The organism is Burkholderia sp. E168m22 (genome assembly GCF_001319805.1).
In the GTDB taxonomy this organism is placed as follows: Bacteria; Pseudomonadota; Gammaproteobacteria; order Burkholderiales; family Burkholderiaceae; genus Burkholderia; species Burkholderia orbicola.
Genome location: NZ_BBSK01000070.1, coordinates 33,475 through 51,771, shown reverse-complemented (window position 1 = coordinate 51,771; position 18,297 = coordinate 33,475). Strand labels below are relative to the sequence as shown.

Genomic DNA, 18,297 nt, shown 5'->3' with positions numbered 1-18,297 from the left:
CGACGAAATATTCGCTGCCGCCGGCACTCGTTTACGCGATTATTTCGATCGAATCGCGCTTCCAGGAAAAGGCACGCGGCCAGCATGGCGCGACCGGGTTGATGCAGGTCGTGCCGTCCGCGCACCGCGGCATGCTGCGCAACGTGAAGGATTTGACGGAGCCGAATGCGAACGTCGAAGTCGGCTCGCGCATTCTGTCGGGCTACGTGAAGGCGGCCGGCGGCAACGTGCAGGCCGGGCTGAAGAGCTACAGCGGCGGATCGAGTGCGTATGCGGCGAAAGTGATGCAGCGGGTCGATTCGTTCCGGTTCGTGCTCGAACCCGAGGACGACGCGAAAAGCGCGAATACCGCGAACGACGCGAACAACGCGAAGGCGCACATGGTGCCGGTCAGCGATCCGTCACCGGCGCCGGCCGCGAACCGCAACACGAAGTAAGTGCATGCAGGAACGTAAACGAGTACGGCGGCGCATTCGCGCCGCCGCCCCATGGAATCGCCGGATCACCTCCCTCGTGCCTTGATCCAGCCCCCTTTGATCAAAGCTGCCCCGCCGCCCCCGTCCACCGCAGGTAATCTCCGCGCGTCCAGTCGAGCGACACGCCGACGCGCTTCGTCCCCGGCCGGATCTTCGGCTTGTACATCGACAGCGTCAGCGATTCCAGCGCCGGCCATTCGCGGAACGACAGCACCGCGAGATCGGCGACGAGCGTTTCCAGCAGCCGCGTATGCGGCTTGTGCGCCAGAAACGACGCCACGCGTGCGCAGTACCCGTCGTAGTCGATCCACTCGCCCTGCTCGCTCGGCTCGCACCGATACTCGAGCCGCGCGTCGATCACGACCGGCTGCGGCGCTTCATGCTCGTGCGCATGAATGCCGATCCGCGCGGGCACCTTCAGTTCGTCGACGAACACGCTCCAGCCGCGCCCGCGCAGGCGCGGCGCGTCGATCGCCACGAACGGTTCGTCGAACGGCTTCATGAGACGAGCGGCGCCGCGGCGTCGAGCATGATGCGCACGAAATAATCGGCGAAGCTGCGACGCAGGACGATCTCGAACGTGTCGTCGCCGGTCGGGATCAGCGTGATCGGCGACTTGAAGTAGTGCGACTGCGCGCACTGGCCCGGCTTGAACACGCGCGGATGCAGATCGAGCGGGCAGCCGCGCGCGATCACGTCGCGCACGCGTTCGCCGCTGATCTCGACCACCGTGTAGCCGCTGCCGACGTCGACGGCCGCCGCATACGAGCCCTGCACGGCCTCGGCCAGCTTCGCTTCGAGCACGCCGGCCTGGACCGGCCCGTTCGACCGCACGAGCCATTCGTCGGGGCCGAGCCACAGCACGTCGTATTCGGCGCCGCGCGCCACCGTGTTCGGCGCCGCGGGCGGCAAGCAGCCGACCACGCGCTCGAACGCGGCGACGAAGGCCGAATCGCTCAACTCGCCGCGCACGTTGACGAGATCGAGGAACGGCCGCTCGCGCAGCGTGAACTTCTTCGACGCGCGCGCCTGGTGCGCCTTCAGCACGTCGGCCGCGCCGACGAACGGCGATTCAAGCGTCACGCCGCCCGCACCCGCCACCTGCGTCTGGTTTCTCGTTTCATTCCACATGCTGACGCACCCCTTCGGTATCGTAGAAAACCGGGCTGGAGATCTTCGCGGTGATGCGCCGGCCGTTGGCCAGCGGAATCACGACGCTCTCGCCCATCTTGTTCAGGCCGCCCTTCACCACCGCGAGCGCGATCGAGCGCTTCAGGATCGGGCTGTAGTAGCTCGACGTCACGTGGCCGATCATCGGCGTCGGATCGGTGGCCGACACCTGCGTGTCCTTCGCGATGATCTGCGCGCCTTCCGGCAGCACGAACTGTTCGTCTTCGGTCAGCAGGCCGACGAACTGCTTGCGGCCTTCCTTCGCGGTATCCGAACGCGACAGCGAACGCTTGCCGAGAAAGTCCTTCGACTTCGCGACGACGCCGCCCATCCCGAGATCGAACGGCGTGATCGAGCCGTCGGTGTCCTGGCCGACGATGATGTAGCCCTTCTCCGCGCGCAGCACGTGCATCGTCTCGGTGCCGTACGGCGTGATGTCGAACTCGGCGCCGGCCGCCATCAGCGCTTCCCACACCGCGCGGCCCGCATTCGCCGGCACGTTCACTTCGTAGGCCAGCTCGCCCGAGAAGCTGATCCGCATCACGCGCGCCTTCGCGCCGGCAACCGTGCCGTTGCGGTAGCTCATGAACGGGAACGCTTCATTGCCGAAGTCGATGTCCTGGCACACCTTCTGCACGACCTTGCGGCTCTTCGGGCCGACCACCGCGAACGTCGCCCAGTGATCGGTGACGGACGCGAGCCGCACCTTCATGTCGGGCCATTCGGTCTGCAGCCAGCGCTCGAGCCACGTCAGCACGCGCGCCGCGCCGCCGGTGGTGGTCGTCATCATGAAATGCTGGTCGGCGAGGCGCACGGTCACGCCGTCGTCGAACACCATCCCGTTTTCGTCGAGCATCAGCCCGTAGCGGCACTTGCCCACTTCGAGCTTGTTCCACGGGTTCGTGTACATCCAGTTCAGCAGCTTCACCGCGTCCGGGCCCTGGATGTCGATCTTGCCGAGCGTCGACGCGTCGAGAATGCCGACGCCGTTGCGCACCGCGAGGCATTCGCGCTTCACGGCCGCATGCAGATCCTCGCCGTTCTTCGGGAAGTACCACGGCCGCTTCCAGTTGCCGACGTCCTCGAACATCGCGCCGTGCTCGACGTGCCATTCGTGCACGGCCGTCTTGCGGATCGGGTCGAGGAAGTCGCCCGTCTCGCGGCCCGCGAACGTGCCGAACGACACGGGCGTGTAGTTCGGGCGGAACGTCGTCGTGCCCGTTTCCGGAATCGTCTTGCCGAGCGCGCCCGCGAGGATCGCCATCCCGTTGATGTTGCCGAGCTTGCCCTGGTCGGTGCCGAAACCCATCGCCGTGTAGCGCTTCACGTGCTCGACCGACTCGAAGCCTTCACGCGCGGCGAGCAGGATGTCGGCCGCCGCGACGTCGTTCTGGAAATCGACGAACTGCTTCGGTCCACGTGCCGCGGCCTCGCGGCTGCCGACGAGCCACAATGGCTGCAGCGCACCTTCGACGGCTTCGGCGACCTGCGGTGCGGCCGGACGCTGCGCGGCCGTGAAGCCCGCGGCCTTCGCCGCTTCCACGCCCGCATCGACCGCGAGCCGCAGCGCACGAGCCAGCCCGAATTCGCCGGCCGCCGCACCGATGCTCGCTTCCGCCTGCACCGGCTTGCCCGGCAGGAAACACGCCTTCTCGTCGTTCCAGCACGCCTTGCCGCCCGACTGCGCGAACAGGTGCAGCACCGGGCTGAAGCCGCCCGACATCGCGACGAGGTCGCACGGCAGCGTCTGCAGCTTGCCGCCGGTCTGGCCGTTCGAGTAGGACGCGACGTCGACCGACGATACGCGCCACTTGCCCGAAGCGGCCGTGACGACCGCACCGCTCATCACCGTCACGCCCTGCCGCTTCGCAGCGGCCGGCAGCGCGCCGTTCGACGATGCGCGGGAATCGACGACCGTCACCTTCGCGCCGCACGCCTTCAGGTCGAGCGCGGTCTGGTATGCACGATCGTTGTTCGTGAACACGACCACGTTGCGGCCCGGCAGCACGCCGAAGCGATGCACGTAGGTGGACACCGCGCCCGCCAGCATCACGCCCGGCAGGTCGTTGTTGCCGAACACGATCGGCCGTTCGTGCGCGCCGGTCGCGAGGATCACGCGCTTCGCACGGACCTTCCACAGCAGTTCGCGCGTGCCCTTGCGCATCGACACCGGCAGGTGATCGGTCAGGCGCTGCGTGACCGTCACGAGGTTGTGGTCCTGGTAGCCGAACGCGGTGCTGCGCGACAGGATCGTCACGTCGGGCAGCTTGCGCAGTTCAGCTTCGATCTTCTCGACCCACTGCAACGCGGGCTTCGCGTCGATCTCCGCGCGGCACGACAGCAGGCTGCCGCCGAGTTCGCGCTGGTCGTCGACGAGGATCACGCGCGCGCCGGCCGTCGCTGCCGCATGCGCGGCGGCGAGGCCCGACGGGCCACCGCCGACCACGAGCACGTCGCAGTGCGCGTAGCACTTGTCGTAGCGATCGGCGTCGAGCACTTCGGGCGCCTTGCCGAGGCCGGCCGCTTCACGGATCTTCTCTTCGTACTTCGGCCACATGTTGCGCGGCCACATGAAGGTCTTGTAGTAGAACCCGGCCGGCATGAAGCGCGAGAGCTTCTGGTTGATCGCGTACTTGTCGTTCTCGAGCGTCGGCTCGGCGTTCACGCTCGTCGCGACAAGCCCCTGATACAGCTCGATCTCGGTCGCGCGCGCGTTCGGCACCGTGTACGGGCCGGTTTCGAGCTGCACGACGGCATTCGGTTCCGCCACATCCGCCGTCACGATCCCGCGCGGACGGTGGTACTTGAAGCTGCGCGCGACGAAATGCACGCCGTTCGCGAGCAGCGCGGACGCGAGCGTGTCGCCCTGGAAGCCCTGGTACGTGCGGCCGTTGAACGTGAACGTCAGCGGAATCGCGCGATTGATGCGGCCACCGGTGCCGAGGCGGTCTTTCTGGCTCATTTGCTCGTGCCCTCTTCGTGTGCGTTGCCGGCAGATGCTCCGCCGAACTTTTCGTAGCCCTTGATATCGTAGGTGACCGTATCGCGCGTCACCTTGAACCAGCGGCGGCAGCCCTGCGTGTGCAGCCATTGCTCCTTGTGCAGCCCGCGCTTGTTCTCGCGCATGAACACGTATTCGCCCCATTCGCGGTCGGTCATGGTCTCGTTCGCCACCGGGCGCACGATGTCGGCCTCACCGCCGCACGTGAACTCGGATTCGGCGCGCGGCCCGCACCACGGACATTCGATCAGCAACATGTTTCTTTCTCCTCAGTGCGGTTAGTGCGCGACGGCGGCGGCGCCGTGCTCGTCGATCAGGTGGCCCGTGTAGAAGCGGTCGAGTGCGAACGGTGCGTTCAGCGGATGCGGTTCGTCGCGTGCGATCGTGTGCGCGAACACCCAGCCCGAGCCTGGCGTCGCCTTGAAGCCACCGGTGCCCCAGCCGCAGTTGAAATACAGGCCCTTCACGTCGGTCTTGGTGATGATCGGGCACGCGTCCGGCGACACATCGACGATGCCGCCCCACTGGCGGTTCATCCGCACGCGCGAGAACACCGGGAACATCTCGACGATCGCCTGCAGCGTGCTTTCGATGATGTGGAAGCTGCCGCGCTGGCCAAAGCCCGTGTACTGGTCGATACCGGCGCCGATCACGAGGTCGCCCTTGTCGGACTGGCTGATGTACGCGTGCACCGCGTTCGACATGATCACCGAGTTGACGACCGGCTTGATCGGCTCGGACACCAGCGCCTGCAGCGGATGGCTTTCGATCGGCAGACGCACGCCGGCCATGTCGGCGAGCGTGGTCGTGTTGCCGGCGGCCACCACCGCGACCTTCTTCGCCTTGATGAAACCCTTCACCGTATCGACGCCGACCACCGCGCCGCCTTCGCGGCGAATGCCCGTCACCTGGCAGTTCTGGATGATGTCGACGCCGGCGCGATCCGCGCCGCGTGCGAAGCCCCAGGCCACCGCGTCGTGGCGCGCGACGCCCGCACGGCGCTGGATCGATGCGCCGAGCACCGGGTAGCGGCTGTTCAGGTTGATCGTCGGCTCGATTTCCTTGATCTGCGCGGGCGTCAGGAATTCGGCGTCGACACCGTTCAGGCGGTTCGCGTTCACGCGACGCTCGGTGTCACGCACGTCCTGCAGCGTGTGCGCGAGGTTCATCACGCCGCGCTGGCTGAACATCACGTTGTAGTTCAGATCCTGCGACAGCCCTTCCCACAGCTTCATCGCCTTCTCGTACAGCGCGGCCGATTCGTCCCACAGGTAGTTCGAGCGCACGATCGTCGTGTTGCGCGCGGTGTTGCCGCCGCCGATCCAGCCCTTCTCGAGGATCGCGACGTTCGTGATCCCGTGCTCCTTCGCGAGGTAGTACGCGGTCGCGAGGCCGTGGCCGCCGCCGCCGACGATCACGACGTCGTATTCCTTCTTCGGCTCCGGGCTCTTCCACTGCTTTTCCCAGTTCTCGTGATACGAGAGGCCGTTGCGGAACAGGCTGAATATCGAGTAGCGGCTCATGTTTGGATCCTTCGTTAGCATTCGATGACGTTCACGGCGAGACCGCCGCGCGACGTTTCCTTGTATTTCGTCTTCATGTCGGCGCCGGTTTCGCGCATCGTCTTGATCACGGAATCGAGCGATACGTAGTGCTGGCCGTTGCCCTTGAGCGCCATGCGCGACGCGTTCAGCGCCTTGATCGCGCCCATCGCGTTGCGCTCGATGCACGGGATCTGCACGAGCCCGCCGACCGGGTCGCAGGTCATCCCGAGGTTGTGCTCCATGCCGATCTCGGCCGCGTTCTCGACCTGGTCCGGCGTGCCGCCCATCACGGCGGCGAGCGCGGCCGCGGCCATCGAGCACGCGACGCCCACTTCGCCCTGGCAGCCGACTTCCGCGCCGGAGATCGACGCGGTTTCCTTGTAGATGATCCCGATCGCCGCGGCCGTCAGCAGGAATTCGACGATGCCGGCTTCGTTCGAGCCCGGCACGAACTTCACGTAGTAGTGCAGCACCGCGGGAATCACGCCGGCCGCGCCGTTGGTGGGCGCGGTGACGACCCGGCCGCCGGCCGCGTTCTCTTCGTTGACGGCCATCGCATACAGGTTGACCCAGTCGAGCATCGACAGCGGGTCGCGCAGCGACTCTTCCGAACGCGAACGCAGGCGGCCGTTCAGCTCGGCCGCGCGGCGCTTCACGCGCATCGGCCCCGGCAGGTCGCCCTCGACCTTGCAGCCGCGCTCGACGCAGGCGGCCATCGTGCGCCAGATCGCGAGCAGCCCGGCGCGCACTTCGTCGGCGGGGCGCAGCGCGCATTCGTTGCGCAGCATCAGTTCGGCGATCGACAGCCCGTGTTCGCGGCACTGGCGCATCAGGTCGTCGCCGGTGCGGAACGGATACGGCACCTCGACCGCCGCACGCACGCCGTTCACGCGATCGCCGTCGCGGTTCACGACGAAACCGCCGCCGACCGAGTAATACTCTTTCTCGACGAGCAGTTGGCCGTGTTCGTCGAATGCCTGGAAGCGCATCCCGTTCGGATGCACGATGCTCGTGCCGCTCATCAGCTTGCGATAGAAGCCGATGTGTTCCTTCTCGTCGAAGCGCACCGTCTGCTTGCCGAGCAGCGACAGCGACTTCTCCGCGCGAATCGCGGCGAGCCGCGGCTCGATCAGGTCCGGATCGATCGTGTCGGGCAGGTGGCCCTCGAGGCCGAGCAGCACCGCCTTGTCGGTGCCGTGGCCCTTGCCGGTCGCGCCGAGCGAGCCGTACAGCTCGACCCGCACGCGGCGCACGAAGCCGAGCAGGTTCGCGTCCTCCACGTGCGACGCGAAGCGGCACGCGGCGATCATCGGGCCGACCGTATGCGAACTGGACGGGCCGATGCCGATCTTGAACAGGTCGAACGCGCTGACGTTCATCTGGCTTCCTTTGGGTTGCATGCGTGAAATGTCGTTGGGCCCCAGTACATCAAAGCGTAAAATCGGCCGATAGAACAAAAACGGCATCGGCGTGGGATAGCGCCGCCAAGCGCCGCGCCGGCCGGCCCGAAAGTGCGTTTTGGCGATGGTTCGCGACGGAAAACCACAAGTCCGGCCACGGCCGATCGGCGACGCTGGCTGCATCCGCGCCGCCTCCGGCCGCTGCAACCCGCAAACCGAGTGAAACGAGTGAGACCGCCTGCCCGGCGTGAAGAGATTGGCCGCGATGACCCCCGACGTACCCGCTTCCCCCCTCGCAGAACCCGCGCCGCGGCGCATCCGCTTCGGCATCGTGCTGCTGCCGAACTTCACGCTGACGGCCTTCTCCGGCTTCGTCGACATGCTGCGGCTGTCGGCCGACGACGGCGACTACAGCAAGCCGGTGCGCTGCGCATGGAGCGTGATCGGCGAGACGCTCGCGCCGGTGCGCGCGAGTTGCGGGATCCAGATCACGCCGTGGGAGACGTTCGACGCGGCCGAGCCGTTCGACTATGTGGTGGTAGTCGGCGGGCTGCTGCATTCGGGGCCGCAGGCCGGCCCTGAAACACTCGACTTCATCCGCCGCGCGGCGGCGGGCGGCGCGACGGTGGTCGGCATCTGCACCGGCGTGTTCACGCTGATGCGCGCCGGCGTACTCGACGGCTACCGCACCTGCGTGAGCTGGTTTCATTACTGGGATTTCATCGAGCGCTTTCCGTCGGCCGATCCCGACCTGCTGATCGCCGACCGGCTGTTCGTGATCGACCGGCGCCGGATCACGTGCTCGGGCGGCCGCGCGTCGATCGACGTCGCCGCCGCGATCCTGCTGCGCCATTTCGATCATGCGACCGTGCAGAAGGCGCTGCGCATCCTGCTGGTCGGCGAGATGCAGAAAGGCAACGCGCCGCAGCCGCATCCGCCGGGCCTCGAGCCGGCTACGCATCCGAAGGTCAAGCGCGCGATTCTTCTGATGGAACAGCACGTCGGGCGTGCGCTGCCGCTCGAGGAACTGGCGTGCAAGCTCGACCTGTCGACACGGCAGCTCGAGCGGCTGTTCAAGGCGGAAACCGGCAAGAGTCCGCAGGCCTTCGCGAAACAGGTGCGGCTGCGCACGGCCGCGTGGCTGCTGACGAGTTCGGACCGCACGGTCGCCGATATCGCGTCGAGTTGCGGATTCGCCGATGCGTCGCACCTCGGGCGCGAATTCCGCAAGCAGTTCGGCGTGCCGCCGGCGACGTATCGCGAGCGCGGCGGCGACGTGGCCGAAGTCGATGCGGCGCTCGATGCGTCGGCCGACCCGGTCGAGGACATCGCCGACTGACGCCCCCAGGGCACTCGCCCCTTTCTTGGCCAACCGCAGGAACGGCGCACGTTCGCATCGGTTTCGAATCTTTTGGAACCGGTTCCAATCAACTTAGCCGACATTGACTTCCGTAAACGAGGGTTATCCCGGATGCTGATGCACGCTCAAATTTGTATGATGACCACATCACCTTACAAACCTGAGCATCATGTTCGAGAAAATTCCCGCCCGCGCGATGAGCGACCATGTCGCGCAGCAACTGCTCAAGCAGATCGAAGTGGGCAGCTTCTCGGCCACCGGCAAGCTGCCGACCGAAGCCGTGCTCGCGCAGGAATTCGGCGTGAGCCGCACCGTGATCCGCGAGGCGATCTCGCGGCTGAAGAACGAGGGCGTGGTCGAGCCGCGCCAGGGCAGCGGCGTATTCGTGAACCAGCACGGTGCGATCCGGCCGCTGCGGATCGACTACGCGGAAGCCGTCGAGGCGAGCTCGCTGCCGCACCTGCTCGCGGTGCGCCGCGCGATCGAGGCCGAAGTCGCGGCCGAGGCCGCGCTGCACCACACCGCCGACGACATGGCCGACATCGACGACGCGCTGCGCAAGATCGACGCAGCGGTGGCCGAAGGGCGCGACGGCGTCGCGGAAGACGTCGCGTTCCACCGCACGATCGCGGCCGTCACCGGCAACCCGTATTTCCTGAAGACGCTGCAGTTCCTGAACCAGTACCTCGAAGCCGGCGTGAAGGTCACACGCAGCAACGAAGCGACGCGCGAGGATTTCTCGCGGCAGGTGCGCGAGGAGCACGCGGCGATCGCCGACGCGATCCGCGCACGCGACCCGATGGCCGCCCGCAACGCGGCGCGCACGCACATGTACAACGCCGCCCGCCGTCTAGCGGAAGCCGGCATCTGCTGAAGCCGGCGGCGCCCGCCGCCGTTGTCCAGAACCTCTCTCGAATCGATCAAGGTTGACCATGTCACGAAATATTGGAGTCATCGGCCTCGGCGCGATGGGCCTCGGCGTCGCACGCTCGCTGCTGCGCGCCGGTCTGCGCGTGCACGCATGCGACGTGCGCGACACCGTGCTGCAGGCGTTCGCCGCCGAAGGCGGCATCGCGTGCGCGACGCCAGCCGAACTCGGCGCGCAATGCGACGTCGTCGTCACGCTCGTCGTCAATGCCGCGCAAACGGAAACGGTGCTGTTCGGTGAACACGGCGCGGTCGCGGCGATGCAGCCGGGCGGCGTCGTGATCGCAAGCGCGACCGTCGCGCCCGAATTCGCGGTCGCGCTCGGCGCACGCATCGAAGCGGCCGGCCTGCAGATGCTCGACGCGCCGGTGTCGGGCGGCGCCGCGCGCGCGGCCTCCGGCGAGATGACGATGATGACGTCGGGCCCGGCCGCCGCGTATGCGGGCTGCGAGGACGTGCTCGCCGCGATCGCGGGCAAGGTGTACCGCCTCGGCGACGCGCACGGCATCGGCTCGAAGGTGAAGATCATCAACCAGCTGCTGGCCGGCGTGCATATCGCGGCGGCCGCCGAAGCGATGGCGCTCGGCCTGCGCGAGGGCGTCGATGCCGATGCGCTGTACGACGTGATCACGCACAGCGCGGGCAATTCGTGGATGTTCGAGAACCGTGTGCCGCACATCCTGAACGGCGACTACACGCCGCTATCGGCCGTCGACATCTTCGTGAAGGATCTCGGCCTCGTGCTCGATACCGCGCGCCGCAGCAAATTCCCGCTGCCGCTGTCGGCCACCGCGCACCAGATGTTCATGAGCGCATCGAGCGCCGGCCACGGCGGCGAGGACGATTCCGCCGTGATCAAGACTTTCCCCGGCATCACGCTGCCGCCCGCCCGCTGATTCGAACGACGTTCCCGCCATGACCGCTTCCGCTTCCCGTCCCCTGCTCGGCTGCATCGCCGACGATTTCACCGGCGCGACCGACCTCGCGAACATGCTCGTCAAGAGCGGCATGCGCACCGTGCAGACGATCGGCGTGCCCGCCGACGGCGCCGCTGCCGACACGATCGTCGACGCCGACGCGATCGTCGTCGCGCTGAAGTCGCGCACGATCCCCGCCGCCGACGCCGTCGCGCAATCGCTCGCCGCGTACGCATGGTTGCGCGCGCAAGGGTGCCGCCAGTTCTTCTTCAAGTACTGCTCGACGTTCGACTCGACCGACGCGGGCAACATCGGGCCGGTGGCCGACGCGCTGCTCGATGCGGCCGGCGGCGACTTCACGATCGCGTGCCCGGCGTTTCCCGAGAACGGCCGCACGATCTACCGCGGCCACCTGTTCGTCGGCGACGTGCTGCTGAACGAATCGGGGATGGAAAATCATCCGCTCACGCCGATGAAGGACGCGAACCTCATGCGCGTGCTGCAACGGCAGACGAAGTCGCCGGTCGGCCTGATCCGCTACGACACGATCGCGCTCGGCGCGGCGGCCGTGCGCGCGCGGATCGACCAGCTGCGCGCGGAAGGCGCCCGTTTCGCAATCGCCGACGCGCTGTCGGACCGCGATCTGTACGTGCTCGGCGAAGCGTGCGCGGGCCTGCCGCTCGTCACCGGCGGCTCGGGCATCGCGCTCGGCCTGCCGGCGAATTTCCGCCGCGCGGAGCAGTTGCCCGAGCGCGACAACGCGGCGTCGCTGCCGCGCATCGACGGCCTGTCGGCCGTGCTCGCCGGCAGCGCGTCGAAAGCCACCAACGCGCAGGTCGCCGCATGGCGCGCGACGCGTCCGAGTTTCCGTATCGATCCGCTCGCGGCCTCGCGCGGCGAGCCCGTCGTCGATCAGGCGCTCGCGTTTGCGCGCTCGCACCTGCCCCAGCCCGTCCTGATCTATGCGACCGCCACGCCCGACGAAGTGAAGGCCGTGCAGCAGGCGCTCGGCGTCGACGCGGCCGGCCATCTCGTCGAAAGCACGCTCGCGGCGATCGCCCGCGGGCTGCGCGAACTCGGCGTGCGCAAGTTCGTCGTCGCCGGCGGCGAGACGTCCGGCGCAGTCGTGCAGGCGCTCGACGTGAAGTCGCTGCAGATCGGCGCGCAGATCGATCCGGGCGTGCCGGCCACGGCCACCATCGACGCGCAGCCGCTCGGCCTCGCGCTGAAATCCGGCAACTTCGGCACCACGGACTTTTTCGACAAGGCGCTGCGCGCGCTGGACGGAGCCGCACGATGAGCGACGAAGCGAAACTGCGCGAAGAGATCTGCGTCGTCGGCGCGAGCCTGTATGCGCGCGGCCATGCGGTCGGCAGCGCCGGCAACATCAGCGCGCGCCTGCATGACGGCTGGCTGATCACGCCGACCGACGCGTGCCTCGGCCGGCTCGACCCGAACGACATCGCGAAGGTCGGCACCGACGGCCAACCCGTCTCGGGCGGCAAGCCGTCGAAGACGCTCGCGCTGCATCGCGGCATCTACGCGCGCAACGCGGAGGCGAACGGCGTCGTCCACACGCATTCGACGCATCTCGTCGCGTTGACGCTCGCCGGCGTGTGGCGCGACACCGACGTGCTGCCGCCGATCACGCCGTACTACGTGATGAAGGTCGGCCACATCCCGCTGATCCGTTACCGCCGCCCCGGCGACCCGGCCGTCGCGGCCGAAGTCGCGGCGCTGGCCGACCGGGTGCGCGGCGTGCTGCTCGATCGCCTCGGCCCCGTGATGTGGGGGCCGTCGGTATCGCACGCGTCGTATGCGCTCGAGGAGCTCGAGGAAACGGCGCGGCTGTGGCTGATGACCCAGCCGAAGCCCGAACCGCTGACCGACGCGGCGCTCGACGAACTGCGCCAGACCTTCGGCGCGCGCTGGTAACGCGTCGTGCCCTGATCGCCCAGTAGTCCGTACCGGTTTTCATGCCCGCCGTGTGCGCGGGCCTTTCCGTCAGCACACACACGATCCGGCGGCGTACGCGCCGCCGGCACACCATAGTCCTGGAGACGACGATGACTGCTCTCGACGCGGCCGCAAGCCGCTCGCCCGCCGCGGCCGCCCAATCGGGCGAACTCGACCGCACCTACAAGAAAGTGTTCTGGCGCATCGTGCCGTTCCTGATGCTCTGCTACGTGGTCGCATATCTCGACCGCGTGAACGTCGGCTTCGCCAAGCTGCAGATGTCGCAGGATCTCGCGTTCAGCGAAACCGTGTTCGGACTCGGCGCCGGCATCTTCTTCCTTGGCTACTTTCTGTTCGAACTGCCAAGCAACCTGCTGATGCACCGCCTCGGCGCGCGCATCTGGATCGCGCGGATCATGATCACGTGGGGCCTGCTGTCCGCGCTGTTCGCCTTCGTGCAGACGCCGACGCAGTTCTACGTGCTGCGCTTTCTGCTCGGGCTCGCGGAAGCCGGCTTCTATCCGGGCGTGATCCTGTACCTCACGTACTGGTTCCCGTCGCATCGCCGCGCGAAGATCATCGCGGTGTTCATGTCCGCGATTCCGGTGTCGGGCATCTTCGGCAACCCGCTGTCGGGCTGGATCATGGAGCGCTTCCACGGCGGCTCGGGCTTTCACGGCTGGCAATGGATGTTCATGATCGAGGCCGTGCCGGCCGTGCTCATCGGCATTGCGACGATCCTGTATCTCGACAACAGCATCCGCGGCGCGAAGTGGCTCGACGAGCGCGAGAAGCAGCTGCTCGAGGACGAAATCGCCGCGCAGCCGCAGGAACAGCAGCAGCACGGCCATTCGCTGAAGGCCGTGTTCTCGGACCCGCGCATGTGGTGGATGTCGCTGATCTACTTCGCGTTCGTCACCGGCCAGTACGGGCTCACGTTCTGGATGCCGACGCTCGTCAAATCGACCGGCATTACCGATACGCTGCAGATCGGCCTGCTGTCGGCGATTCCGTTCGTCGTCGCGATCGTCGTGATGAACCTGTTCGGCCACAGCGCGGACAAGCGGCGCGAACGCCGCTGGCACCTGATCGTGCCGGCGCTGATGGGCGCGATCGGATTTGCGGTCGCCGCGTCGTACTCGCACAATACGGCGGTGTCGATCGTGTTCCTGTCGCTCGCGGCAGGCGGCGTGCTGACCTGCGCGCCGCTGTTCTGGTCGCTGCCGACCGCGTTCCTCGCGGGCTCCGCGGCCGCGGCCGGGATCGCGATCATCAACTCGGTCGGCAACCTCGCCGGTTTCGCGAGCCCGTACGTGATCGGCTACCTGAAGGACGCCACGCACAGCACCGCGTCCGGCATGTACGTGCTCGCCGCAATGCTCGTGATCGGCGCGATCGCCGTGTGGCTCACGCCCGCCAAACTCGTGAACCGCTGATTCGCCGCTGGCCGATTCATCATTCGACGCGGGGCGCACGGCGCCCCGCCCCATTCATACACAGGACCCGCCGCCATGCCACGCTTCGCCGCCAACCTCTCGATGATGTACACCGAGCATGCGTTTCTCGAACGCTTCGCCGCTGCCGCCCATGACGGCTTCAAGGCCGTCGAGTACCTGTTCCCGTACGACTTCGCCGCCGAGGACATCCGCGCGCGCCTCGACGCGCACGGCCTCGAACAGGCGCTGTTCAACGCGCCGCCGGGCGACTGGGCCGCGGGCGAACGCGGCATCGCATCGCTGCCTGGCCGCGAGGACGAATTCCGCCGCGGCATCGACCTGGCGCTCGACTATGCGCGCGTGATCGGCAACAAGAAGCTGCACGTGATGGCCGGCATGGTGCCGCCGGGCGCCGACCGCGCGCGCCATCGCGACACGTATCTGGCGAACCTGCGTCATGCGGCGCAGGCGGCCGCCGCGCACGGCATCACGATCCTGATCGAGCCGATCAACCAGCGCGACATGCCCGGCTACTTCCTGAGCCGCCAGGACGACGCGCAGGCGATCCGCGCGGAAGTCGGCGCGCCGAACCTGAAGGTGCAGTTCGACTGCTACCACTGCCAGATCGTCGAAGGCGATCTCGCGATGAAGCTCAAGCGCGATTTCGCGGGCATTGGCCATATCCAGATCGCGGGCGTGCCGGAACGCCACGAGCCGGATGTCGGCGAACTCAACTACCCGTACCTGTTCGCGCTGATCGACGCGCTCGGCTACGACGGCTGGATCGGTTGCGAGTATCGGCCGAAGGCCGGTACGTCGGAAGGCCTCGGCTGGCTCAAGACATATCTGTAATTCCCGTATTTCCCAGAGGGTCAACAACATGAAAGTACTGATCACCGGCGGCGCCGGCTTTCTCGGCCAGCGTCTCGCGCGCAAGCTGCTCGAGCGCGGCGAACTGACCGGCCCGGACGGCCGTATCGAGAAGATCGACGAGCTGGTGCTGCTCGACGTCGTCAAGGGCAGCGATTTCGGCGATGCGCGCGTGACGTCGATCGTCGGCGACATCGCCGATCGCGCGGTGCTCGACAGCGCGATCGACACGCAGACGGGCGCGATCTTCCACCTCGCGGCGATCGTCAGCGGGCAGGCCGAAGCCGATTTCGATCTCGGCATGCGGATCAACCTCGATGCATCGCGCACCCTGCTCGAAGTGTGCCGCGCCCGCGGCCACCAGCCGCGCGTCGTGTTCACGAGCTCCGTCGCGGTGTACGGCGGCGCGCTGCCCGACGTCGTGCAGGACGACACCGCGCTCAACCCGCAATCGTCGTACGGCGCCGAGAAGGCGATCGCCGAACTGCTGCTGTGCGACTACGCGCGGCGCGGCTTCGTCGACGGCCGCGTGCTGCGGCTGCCGACCATCAGCGTACGGCCCGGCCGCCCGAACGCGGCCGCGTCGTCGTTCGCGAGCGGCATCATCCGCGAGCCGCTGAACGGCGAGGAAAGCGTGTGCCCGGTGCCCGGCTCGACGCGGCTGTGGCTGCTGTCGCCGCGCGGCGCGATCGACGCGCTCGTCGCCGGGTGCGAGATCAACGGCGCAAAGCTCGGCAACAAGCGCGTGATCAACCTGCCGGGGCTGTCGGTATCGGTCGACGAGATGATCGCGGCGCTGCGCGAAGTCGCGGGCGACGAGGTCGTGAAGCTGATCCGTCATGCGCCCGACGAACGCGTCGAGAAGATCGTCGGCAGTTGGCCCGGCCGCTGGGATACGTCGCGTGCGGAAGCGCTCGGGCTGAAGGGCGACACGTCGTTCGTGGACGTGATCCGCAGCCATATCGCGGACGAACAGCGCTGAGTTGCGCGGGGTCGGGCCGCATCGGTGCAGCCCGGCCGAACGTGGCCTGGCCGATTCCCCGACATCGAGCGACGCGCGTTGCGTCCCGGCCGCCTGCCTGAAGTACACATCGACGCCGGGACAACACCGCACCACCGCTCCACACGATTCGTCTCCGCGCGACACGCCGCGCACGTGCCTCGCTGTGCCGCGATGCCGACGGTCGCGCGCAACACGGGTACATAACGGCGCCTAGTTGCCGACCTGCGCCGGCATGCCGGGCTCGGCCGCCCGCGTCGCCGACGCCGCCATCCGCGCGCCATCCTGCTCGGCGAGCTTCGCTTCCGCGGCCTGGATATCGGCCGGATACTCGCCGTCGTCGCCCTTCGCCGGGTCGTACCCGGCCGCTTCGAGGCGAATCAGTTCGTCGCGAACCTGCGCACGCGTCAACGGTGCGGCCGATTGTGCGAATGCCGACTGACCGACGATCGCAGCGATCATCGTCAGTAGTGCGATATATGTTTTCATCATGAACTCCTTCAATGTGACGTATCGATCAACCACGGGATTTGCGTGACCTGAGAATGCAGGCCCGCGGCTCAGCTTCCGAAATAGACCGTGCAGAAGCTCGCGGGGCCGACGCATGCGGCGGCGCCTCGACGCGGCGACATCGCCGCCGGCTTGCCCGCGTCGGACGACACGGCCGGATCGCTGCCGACCGCCGTGCTGGCCTGCCGCTGCGGCATCCGCTCGGCCGGCTGCTGGAACAGCGGGCTCACGTCCGGATACGACGTATCGGTCACGAAGCGCAGCCCGTTGTTTTGTGCATCGATCAGTTCCTGCCGGACCTGTTCGCGCGTGAGCGCCTGTGCCGACGCTTGCGTCGCGACACCTGCGAGAGACATCGCCGCCACCGTGGCGGCTACCAGCCAGTGCGTGTTCATGTTCCACTCCTTCATCAGCTTCATCAGTCAACGAGACGACGTGCTACACCCGTATGACGACGGAGGGGCCGGGTTTATTCCCGCCTTTCCATGCGCGCCTGCCGAACGTTCATCGAACTGTCATTCATTCGTCAGCCGGCGTAACCTGACGTAACGCAATGCCCGCCGTGCTTCGGGCAGACTGACCCCCACTTCATCCGGGCCGCCCATCGATCGACATGTCCGCCGCTTACGACCATGCAGCCGCCCTGCTGCGCACGCTGTACGACCGCCATATCGACAGCGGTGCGGTGCTCGACGCGTCCGCATTCCCGGATGCCGAGCGTTTCGTGCGCGCGTGGCCGGCGATCCGCGCGGAGGCGCTGGAGGTAGCACGCGACATGCCGCGCATCCCGCGCTTTCACGAAATCATGCGCGAGCAGTACGACATCTCGGCCAACGATGCACGCGACTGGCGCATGTTCATCATGCAGGCGTACGGCCAGCCGTTTCCGCGCAATCTGTCGCGCTGCCCGACCGTCGCGTCGCTCGTCGCGGCGTCGCCGGACGTGCTGTCCGCGTCGCTGTCGTTCCTCGCGCCCGGCAAGCACATCCCGCCGCATCGCGGGCCGTTTCGCGGCATCCTGCGCGGTTATCTCGTGCTGTCGATGCCGAAGCGCGCCGACGGCACGCCGGCCGCCGTGCTGAAGGTCGACGGACACGAATACCGGCTCGACGAAGGCCGCTTCCTGCTGTGGGACGACACGTTCACGCACGAGGTGTGGAACGACAGCGATGCCGTGCGGATCGTGCTGCTGCTCGATATCCGTCGGCGCGGAATGCCGCGCTGGCTGATGTGGCTGTCGAATGCGGTGATCGGGGTCGTGCGGCTCGGCATCCGGATCAGGGGGCGGTCGATTCCGGTTTAGCCGCCGCCAGCCCGCGCAGACGCCATGGCAAACGCCATCGCTTGCGGCCGCTCCGTTCCGCCTTTCGACACCCGCCGGATCGCCTACACTACAAGCCGTCCCTTCGTGCGGCTCCTGCCAGCTACCGCCATGGCGCATCTCTTCTTCGCCGCGTCGATCCAGCGGCATGTCGAAACGCCCGAGCGCGACGTCGACGCGCATACGGACGGCGAGGCATTCGACACCATTTTCAACGAGCAGCCGCGGCTGCGCGGCTACATCGTCGACGACCAGGGTGCGCTGCGAAAGCACCTGTCGGTGTTCATCGACGGCCAGCCGATCCGCGACCGGCAGCGCCTGTCCGATGCGCTCGGGGCCACCAGCCGCGTGTATGTCGTACAGGCGCTGACCGGCGGATAAAGGGACCGGATGCCCGAGCACATCCCCA

19 protein-coding genes are annotated in these 18,297 nt (G+C 67.4%); 11 read left to right on the top strand and 8 right to left on the bottom strand.

What is annotated here, in order from left to right; translation table 11 throughout:
- Nucleotides 1-437: lytic transglycosylase domain-containing protein (locus AP428_RS16515; RefSeq protein ID WP_156349325.1), on the top strand; the 437-nt coding region annotated here is incomplete at its 5' end.
- Nucleotides 438-537: 100 nt separating this feature from the next.
- Here the strand turns inward: AP428_RS16515 and AP428_RS16510 are convergent.
- The 6 genes from AP428_RS16510 to AP428_RS16485 are packed head-to-tail and all read right to left on the bottom strand — an operon-like array spanning nt 538 to nt 7,570.
- Nucleotides 538-978, bottom strand: coding sequence for a dihydroneopterin aldolase (locus tag AP428_RS16510; protein WP_011547038.1), 441 nt, complete (start codon nt 976-978; stop codon nt 538-540).
- Nucleotides 975-1,607, bottom strand: coding sequence for a sarcosine oxidase subunit gamma (locus AP428_RS16505; RefSeq protein WP_011547037.1), 633 nt, complete (start codon nt 1,605-1,607; stop codon nt 975-977). Before AP428_RS16505 ends, AP428_RS16510 begins: the two co-directional genes overlap by 4 nt.
- Nucleotides 1,597-4,608 carry a sarcosine oxidase subunit alpha family protein gene (locus tag AP428_RS16500; protein ID WP_011547036.1) on the bottom strand — a complete coding sequence of 1,004 codons (3,012 nt, stop codon included), beginning with the start codon at nt 4,606-4,608 and terminating at the stop codon, nt 1,597-1,599. Before AP428_RS16500 ends, AP428_RS16505 begins: the two co-directional genes overlap by 11 nt.
- On the bottom strand, nt 4,605-4,904 hold the full coding sequence (locus AP428_RS16495) for a sarcosine oxidase subunit delta (RefSeq protein WP_011547035.1): 300 nt from the start codon (nt 4,902-4,904) through the stop codon (nt 4,605-4,607). The genes AP428_RS16500 and AP428_RS16495 overlap by 4 nt, the downstream gene beginning before the upstream one ends.
- 21 nt (nt 4,905-4,925) lie before the next feature.
- Nucleotides 4,926-6,170, bottom strand: coding sequence for a sarcosine oxidase subunit beta family protein (locus AP428_RS16490; protein ID WP_006480591.1), 1,245 nt, complete (start codon nt 6,168-6,170; stop codon nt 4,926-4,928).
- 14 nt (nt 6,171-6,184) lie between these two features.
- The gene (locus AP428_RS16485) at nt 6,185-7,570 is read right to left on the bottom strand and encodes an L-serine ammonia-lyase (RefSeq protein ID WP_011694831.1); all 1,386 of its coding nucleotides are present in this window, start codon (nt 7,568-7,570) and stop codon (nt 6,185-6,187) included.
- Between the two features lie 286 nt (nt 7,571-7,856).
- On the opposite strand from AP428_RS16485, the gene AP428_RS16480 reads away from it, so the two are divergent.
- The 8 genes from AP428_RS16480 to denD all read left to right on the top strand — a co-directional run bounded on the left by AP428_RS16480 (nt 7,857) and on the right by denD (nt 16,039).
- Entirely contained in the window at nt 7,857-8,930 is a 1,074-nt protein-coding gene (locus AP428_RS16480) for a GlxA family transcriptional regulator (RefSeq protein ID WP_041489669.1), read from the top strand.
- 190 nt (nt 8,931-9,120) lie between these two features.
- Entirely contained in the window at nt 9,121-9,825 is a 705-nt protein-coding gene (locus AP428_RS16475) for a FadR/GntR family transcriptional regulator (RefSeq protein WP_006480587.1), read from the top strand.
- A 58-nt stretch (nt 9,826-9,883) separates the two neighbouring features.
- Nucleotides 9,884-10,774 (top strand): L-threonate dehydrogenase, encoded by an 891-nt coding sequence (gene ltnD, locus AP428_RS16470; RefSeq protein WP_011547031.1) that lies wholly within the window; start codon nt 9,884-9,886, stop codon nt 10,772-10,774.
- A 19-nt stretch (nt 10,775-10,793) separates the two neighbouring features.
- A complete protein-coding gene (gene otnK / locus AP428_RS16465) occupies nt 10,794-12,095 on the top strand; it encodes a 3-oxo-tetronate kinase (RefSeq protein ID WP_011547030.1) in 1,302 nt (433 codons plus the stop codon).
- On the top strand, nt 12,092-12,730 hold the full coding sequence (locus AP428_RS16460; RefSeq protein WP_011547029.1) for an aldolase: 639 nt from the start codon (nt 12,092-12,094) through the stop codon (nt 12,728-12,730). The genes otnK and AP428_RS16460 overlap by 4 nt, the downstream gene beginning before the upstream one ends.
- 131 nt (nt 12,731-12,861) lie before the next feature.
- A complete protein-coding gene (locus AP428_RS16455; protein WP_011694833.1) occupies nt 12,862-14,187 on the top strand; it encodes an MFS transporter in 1,326 nt (441 codons plus the stop codon).
- Between the two features lie 75 nt (nt 14,188-14,262).
- Nucleotides 14,263-15,039, top strand: coding sequence for a 2-oxo-tetronate isomerase (gene otnI, locus AP428_RS16450; RefSeq protein ID WP_011547027.1), 777 nt, complete (start codon nt 14,263-14,265; stop codon nt 15,037-15,039).
- Nucleotides 15,040-15,067: 28 nt separating this feature from the next.
- Nucleotides 15,068-16,039, top strand: a complete 972-nt coding sequence (gene denD, locus AP428_RS16445; protein ID WP_011694834.1) for a D-erythronate dehydrogenase — start codon at nt 15,068-15,070, stop codon at nt 16,037-16,039.
- 231 nt (nt 16,040-16,270) lie between these two features.
- Here denD and AP428_RS16440 read toward each other — a convergent pair whose 3' ends face one another.
- Complete coding sequence (locus AP428_RS16440; protein WP_011694835.1) at nt 16,271-16,546, bottom strand: DUF4148 domain-containing protein; 276 nt, start codon at nt 16,544-16,546, stop codon at nt 16,271-16,273.
- 71 nt (nt 16,547-16,617) lie between these two features.
- Nucleotides 16,618-16,962, bottom strand: coding sequence for a DUF4148 domain-containing protein (locus tag AP428_RS16435; RefSeq protein ID WP_041489464.1), 345 nt, complete (start codon nt 16,960-16,962; stop codon nt 16,618-16,620).
- 218 nt (nt 16,963-17,180) lie between these two features.
- Between AP428_RS16435 and AP428_RS16430 the strand changes: the two genes are divergently transcribed.
- Together AP428_RS16430 and AP428_RS16425 are read left to right on the top strand one after the other, a co-directional pair.
- Nucleotides 17,181-17,870 carry an aspartyl/asparaginyl beta-hydroxylase domain-containing protein gene (locus AP428_RS16430; RefSeq protein ID WP_011547023.1) on the top strand — a complete coding sequence of 230 codons (690 nt, stop codon included), beginning with the start codon at nt 17,181-17,183 and terminating at the stop codon, nt 17,868-17,870.
- A gap of 129 nt (nt 17,871-17,999) precedes the next feature.
- Nucleotides 18,000-18,269, top strand: a complete 270-nt coding sequence (locus tag AP428_RS16425) for a MoaD/ThiS family protein (RefSeq protein WP_011547022.1) — start codon at nt 18,000-18,002, stop codon at nt 18,267-18,269.
- Nucleotides 18,270-18,297: the final 28 nt, after the last annotated feature.

Coding starts and splice junctions, on each gene's coding strand:
- ltnD (WP_011547031.1), top strand. CDS start 9,884: ATGTCACGAAATATTGGAGTCATCGGCCTCGGCGCGATGGGCCTCGGC.
- AP428_RS16425 (WP_011547022.1), top strand. CDS start 18,000: ATGGCGCATCTCTTCTTCGCCGCGTCGATCCAGCGGCATGTCGAAACG.
- AP428_RS16480 (WP_041489669.1), top strand. CDS start 7,857: ATGACCCCCGACGTACCCGCTTCCCCCCTCGCAGAACCCGCGCCGCGG.
- otnK (WP_011547030.1), top strand. CDS start 10,794: ATGACCGCTTCCGCTTCCCGTCCCCTGCTCGGCTGCATCGCCGACGAT.
- AP428_RS16440 (WP_011694835.1), bottom strand. CDS start 16,546: ATGAAAACATATATCGCACTACTGACGATGATCGCTGCGATCGTCGGT.
- AP428_RS16510 (WP_011547038.1), bottom strand. CDS start 978: ATGAAGCCGTTCGACGAACCGTTCGTGGCGATCGACGCGCCGCGCCTG.
- AP428_RS16430 (WP_011547023.1), top strand. CDS start 17,181: ATGTCCGCCGCTTACGACCATGCAGCCGCCCTGCTGCGCACGCTGTAC.
- AP428_RS16435 (WP_041489464.1), bottom strand. CDS start 16,962: ATGAACACGCACTGGCTGGTAGCCGCCACGGTGGCGGCGATGTCTCTC.
- AP428_RS16495 (WP_011547035.1), bottom strand. CDS start 4,904: ATGTTGCTGATCGAATGTCCGTGGTGCGGGCCGCGCGCCGAATCCGAG.
- otnI (WP_011547027.1), top strand. CDS start 14,263: ATGCCACGCTTCGCCGCCAACCTCTCGATGATGTACACCGAGCATGCG.
- denD (WP_011694834.1), top strand. CDS start 15,068: ATGAAAGTACTGATCACCGGCGGCGCCGGCTTTCTCGGCCAGCGTCTC.
- AP428_RS16505 (WP_011547037.1), bottom strand. CDS start 1,607: ATGTGGAATGAAACGAGAAACCAGACGCAGGTGGCGGGTGCGGGCGGC.
- AP428_RS16475 (WP_006480587.1), top strand. CDS start 9,121: ATGTTCGAGAAAATTCCCGCCCGCGCGATGAGCGACCATGTCGCGCAG.
- AP428_RS16485 (WP_011694831.1), bottom strand. CDS start 7,570: ATGAACGTCAGCGCGTTCGACCTGTTCAAGATCGGCATCGGCCCGTCC.
- AP428_RS16455 (WP_011694833.1), top strand. CDS start 12,862: ATGACTGCTCTCGACGCGGCCGCAAGCCGCTCGCCCGCCGCGGCCGCC.
- AP428_RS16460 (WP_011547029.1), top strand. CDS start 12,092: ATGAGCGACGAAGCGAAACTGCGCGAAGAGATCTGCGTCGTCGGCGCG.
- AP428_RS16490 (WP_006480591.1), bottom strand. CDS start 6,170: ATGAGCCGCTACTCGATATTCAGCCTGTTCCGCAACGGCCTCTCGTAT.
- AP428_RS16500 (WP_011547036.1), bottom strand. CDS start 4,608: ATGAGCCAGAAAGACCGCCTCGGCACCGGTGGCCGCATCAATCGCGCG.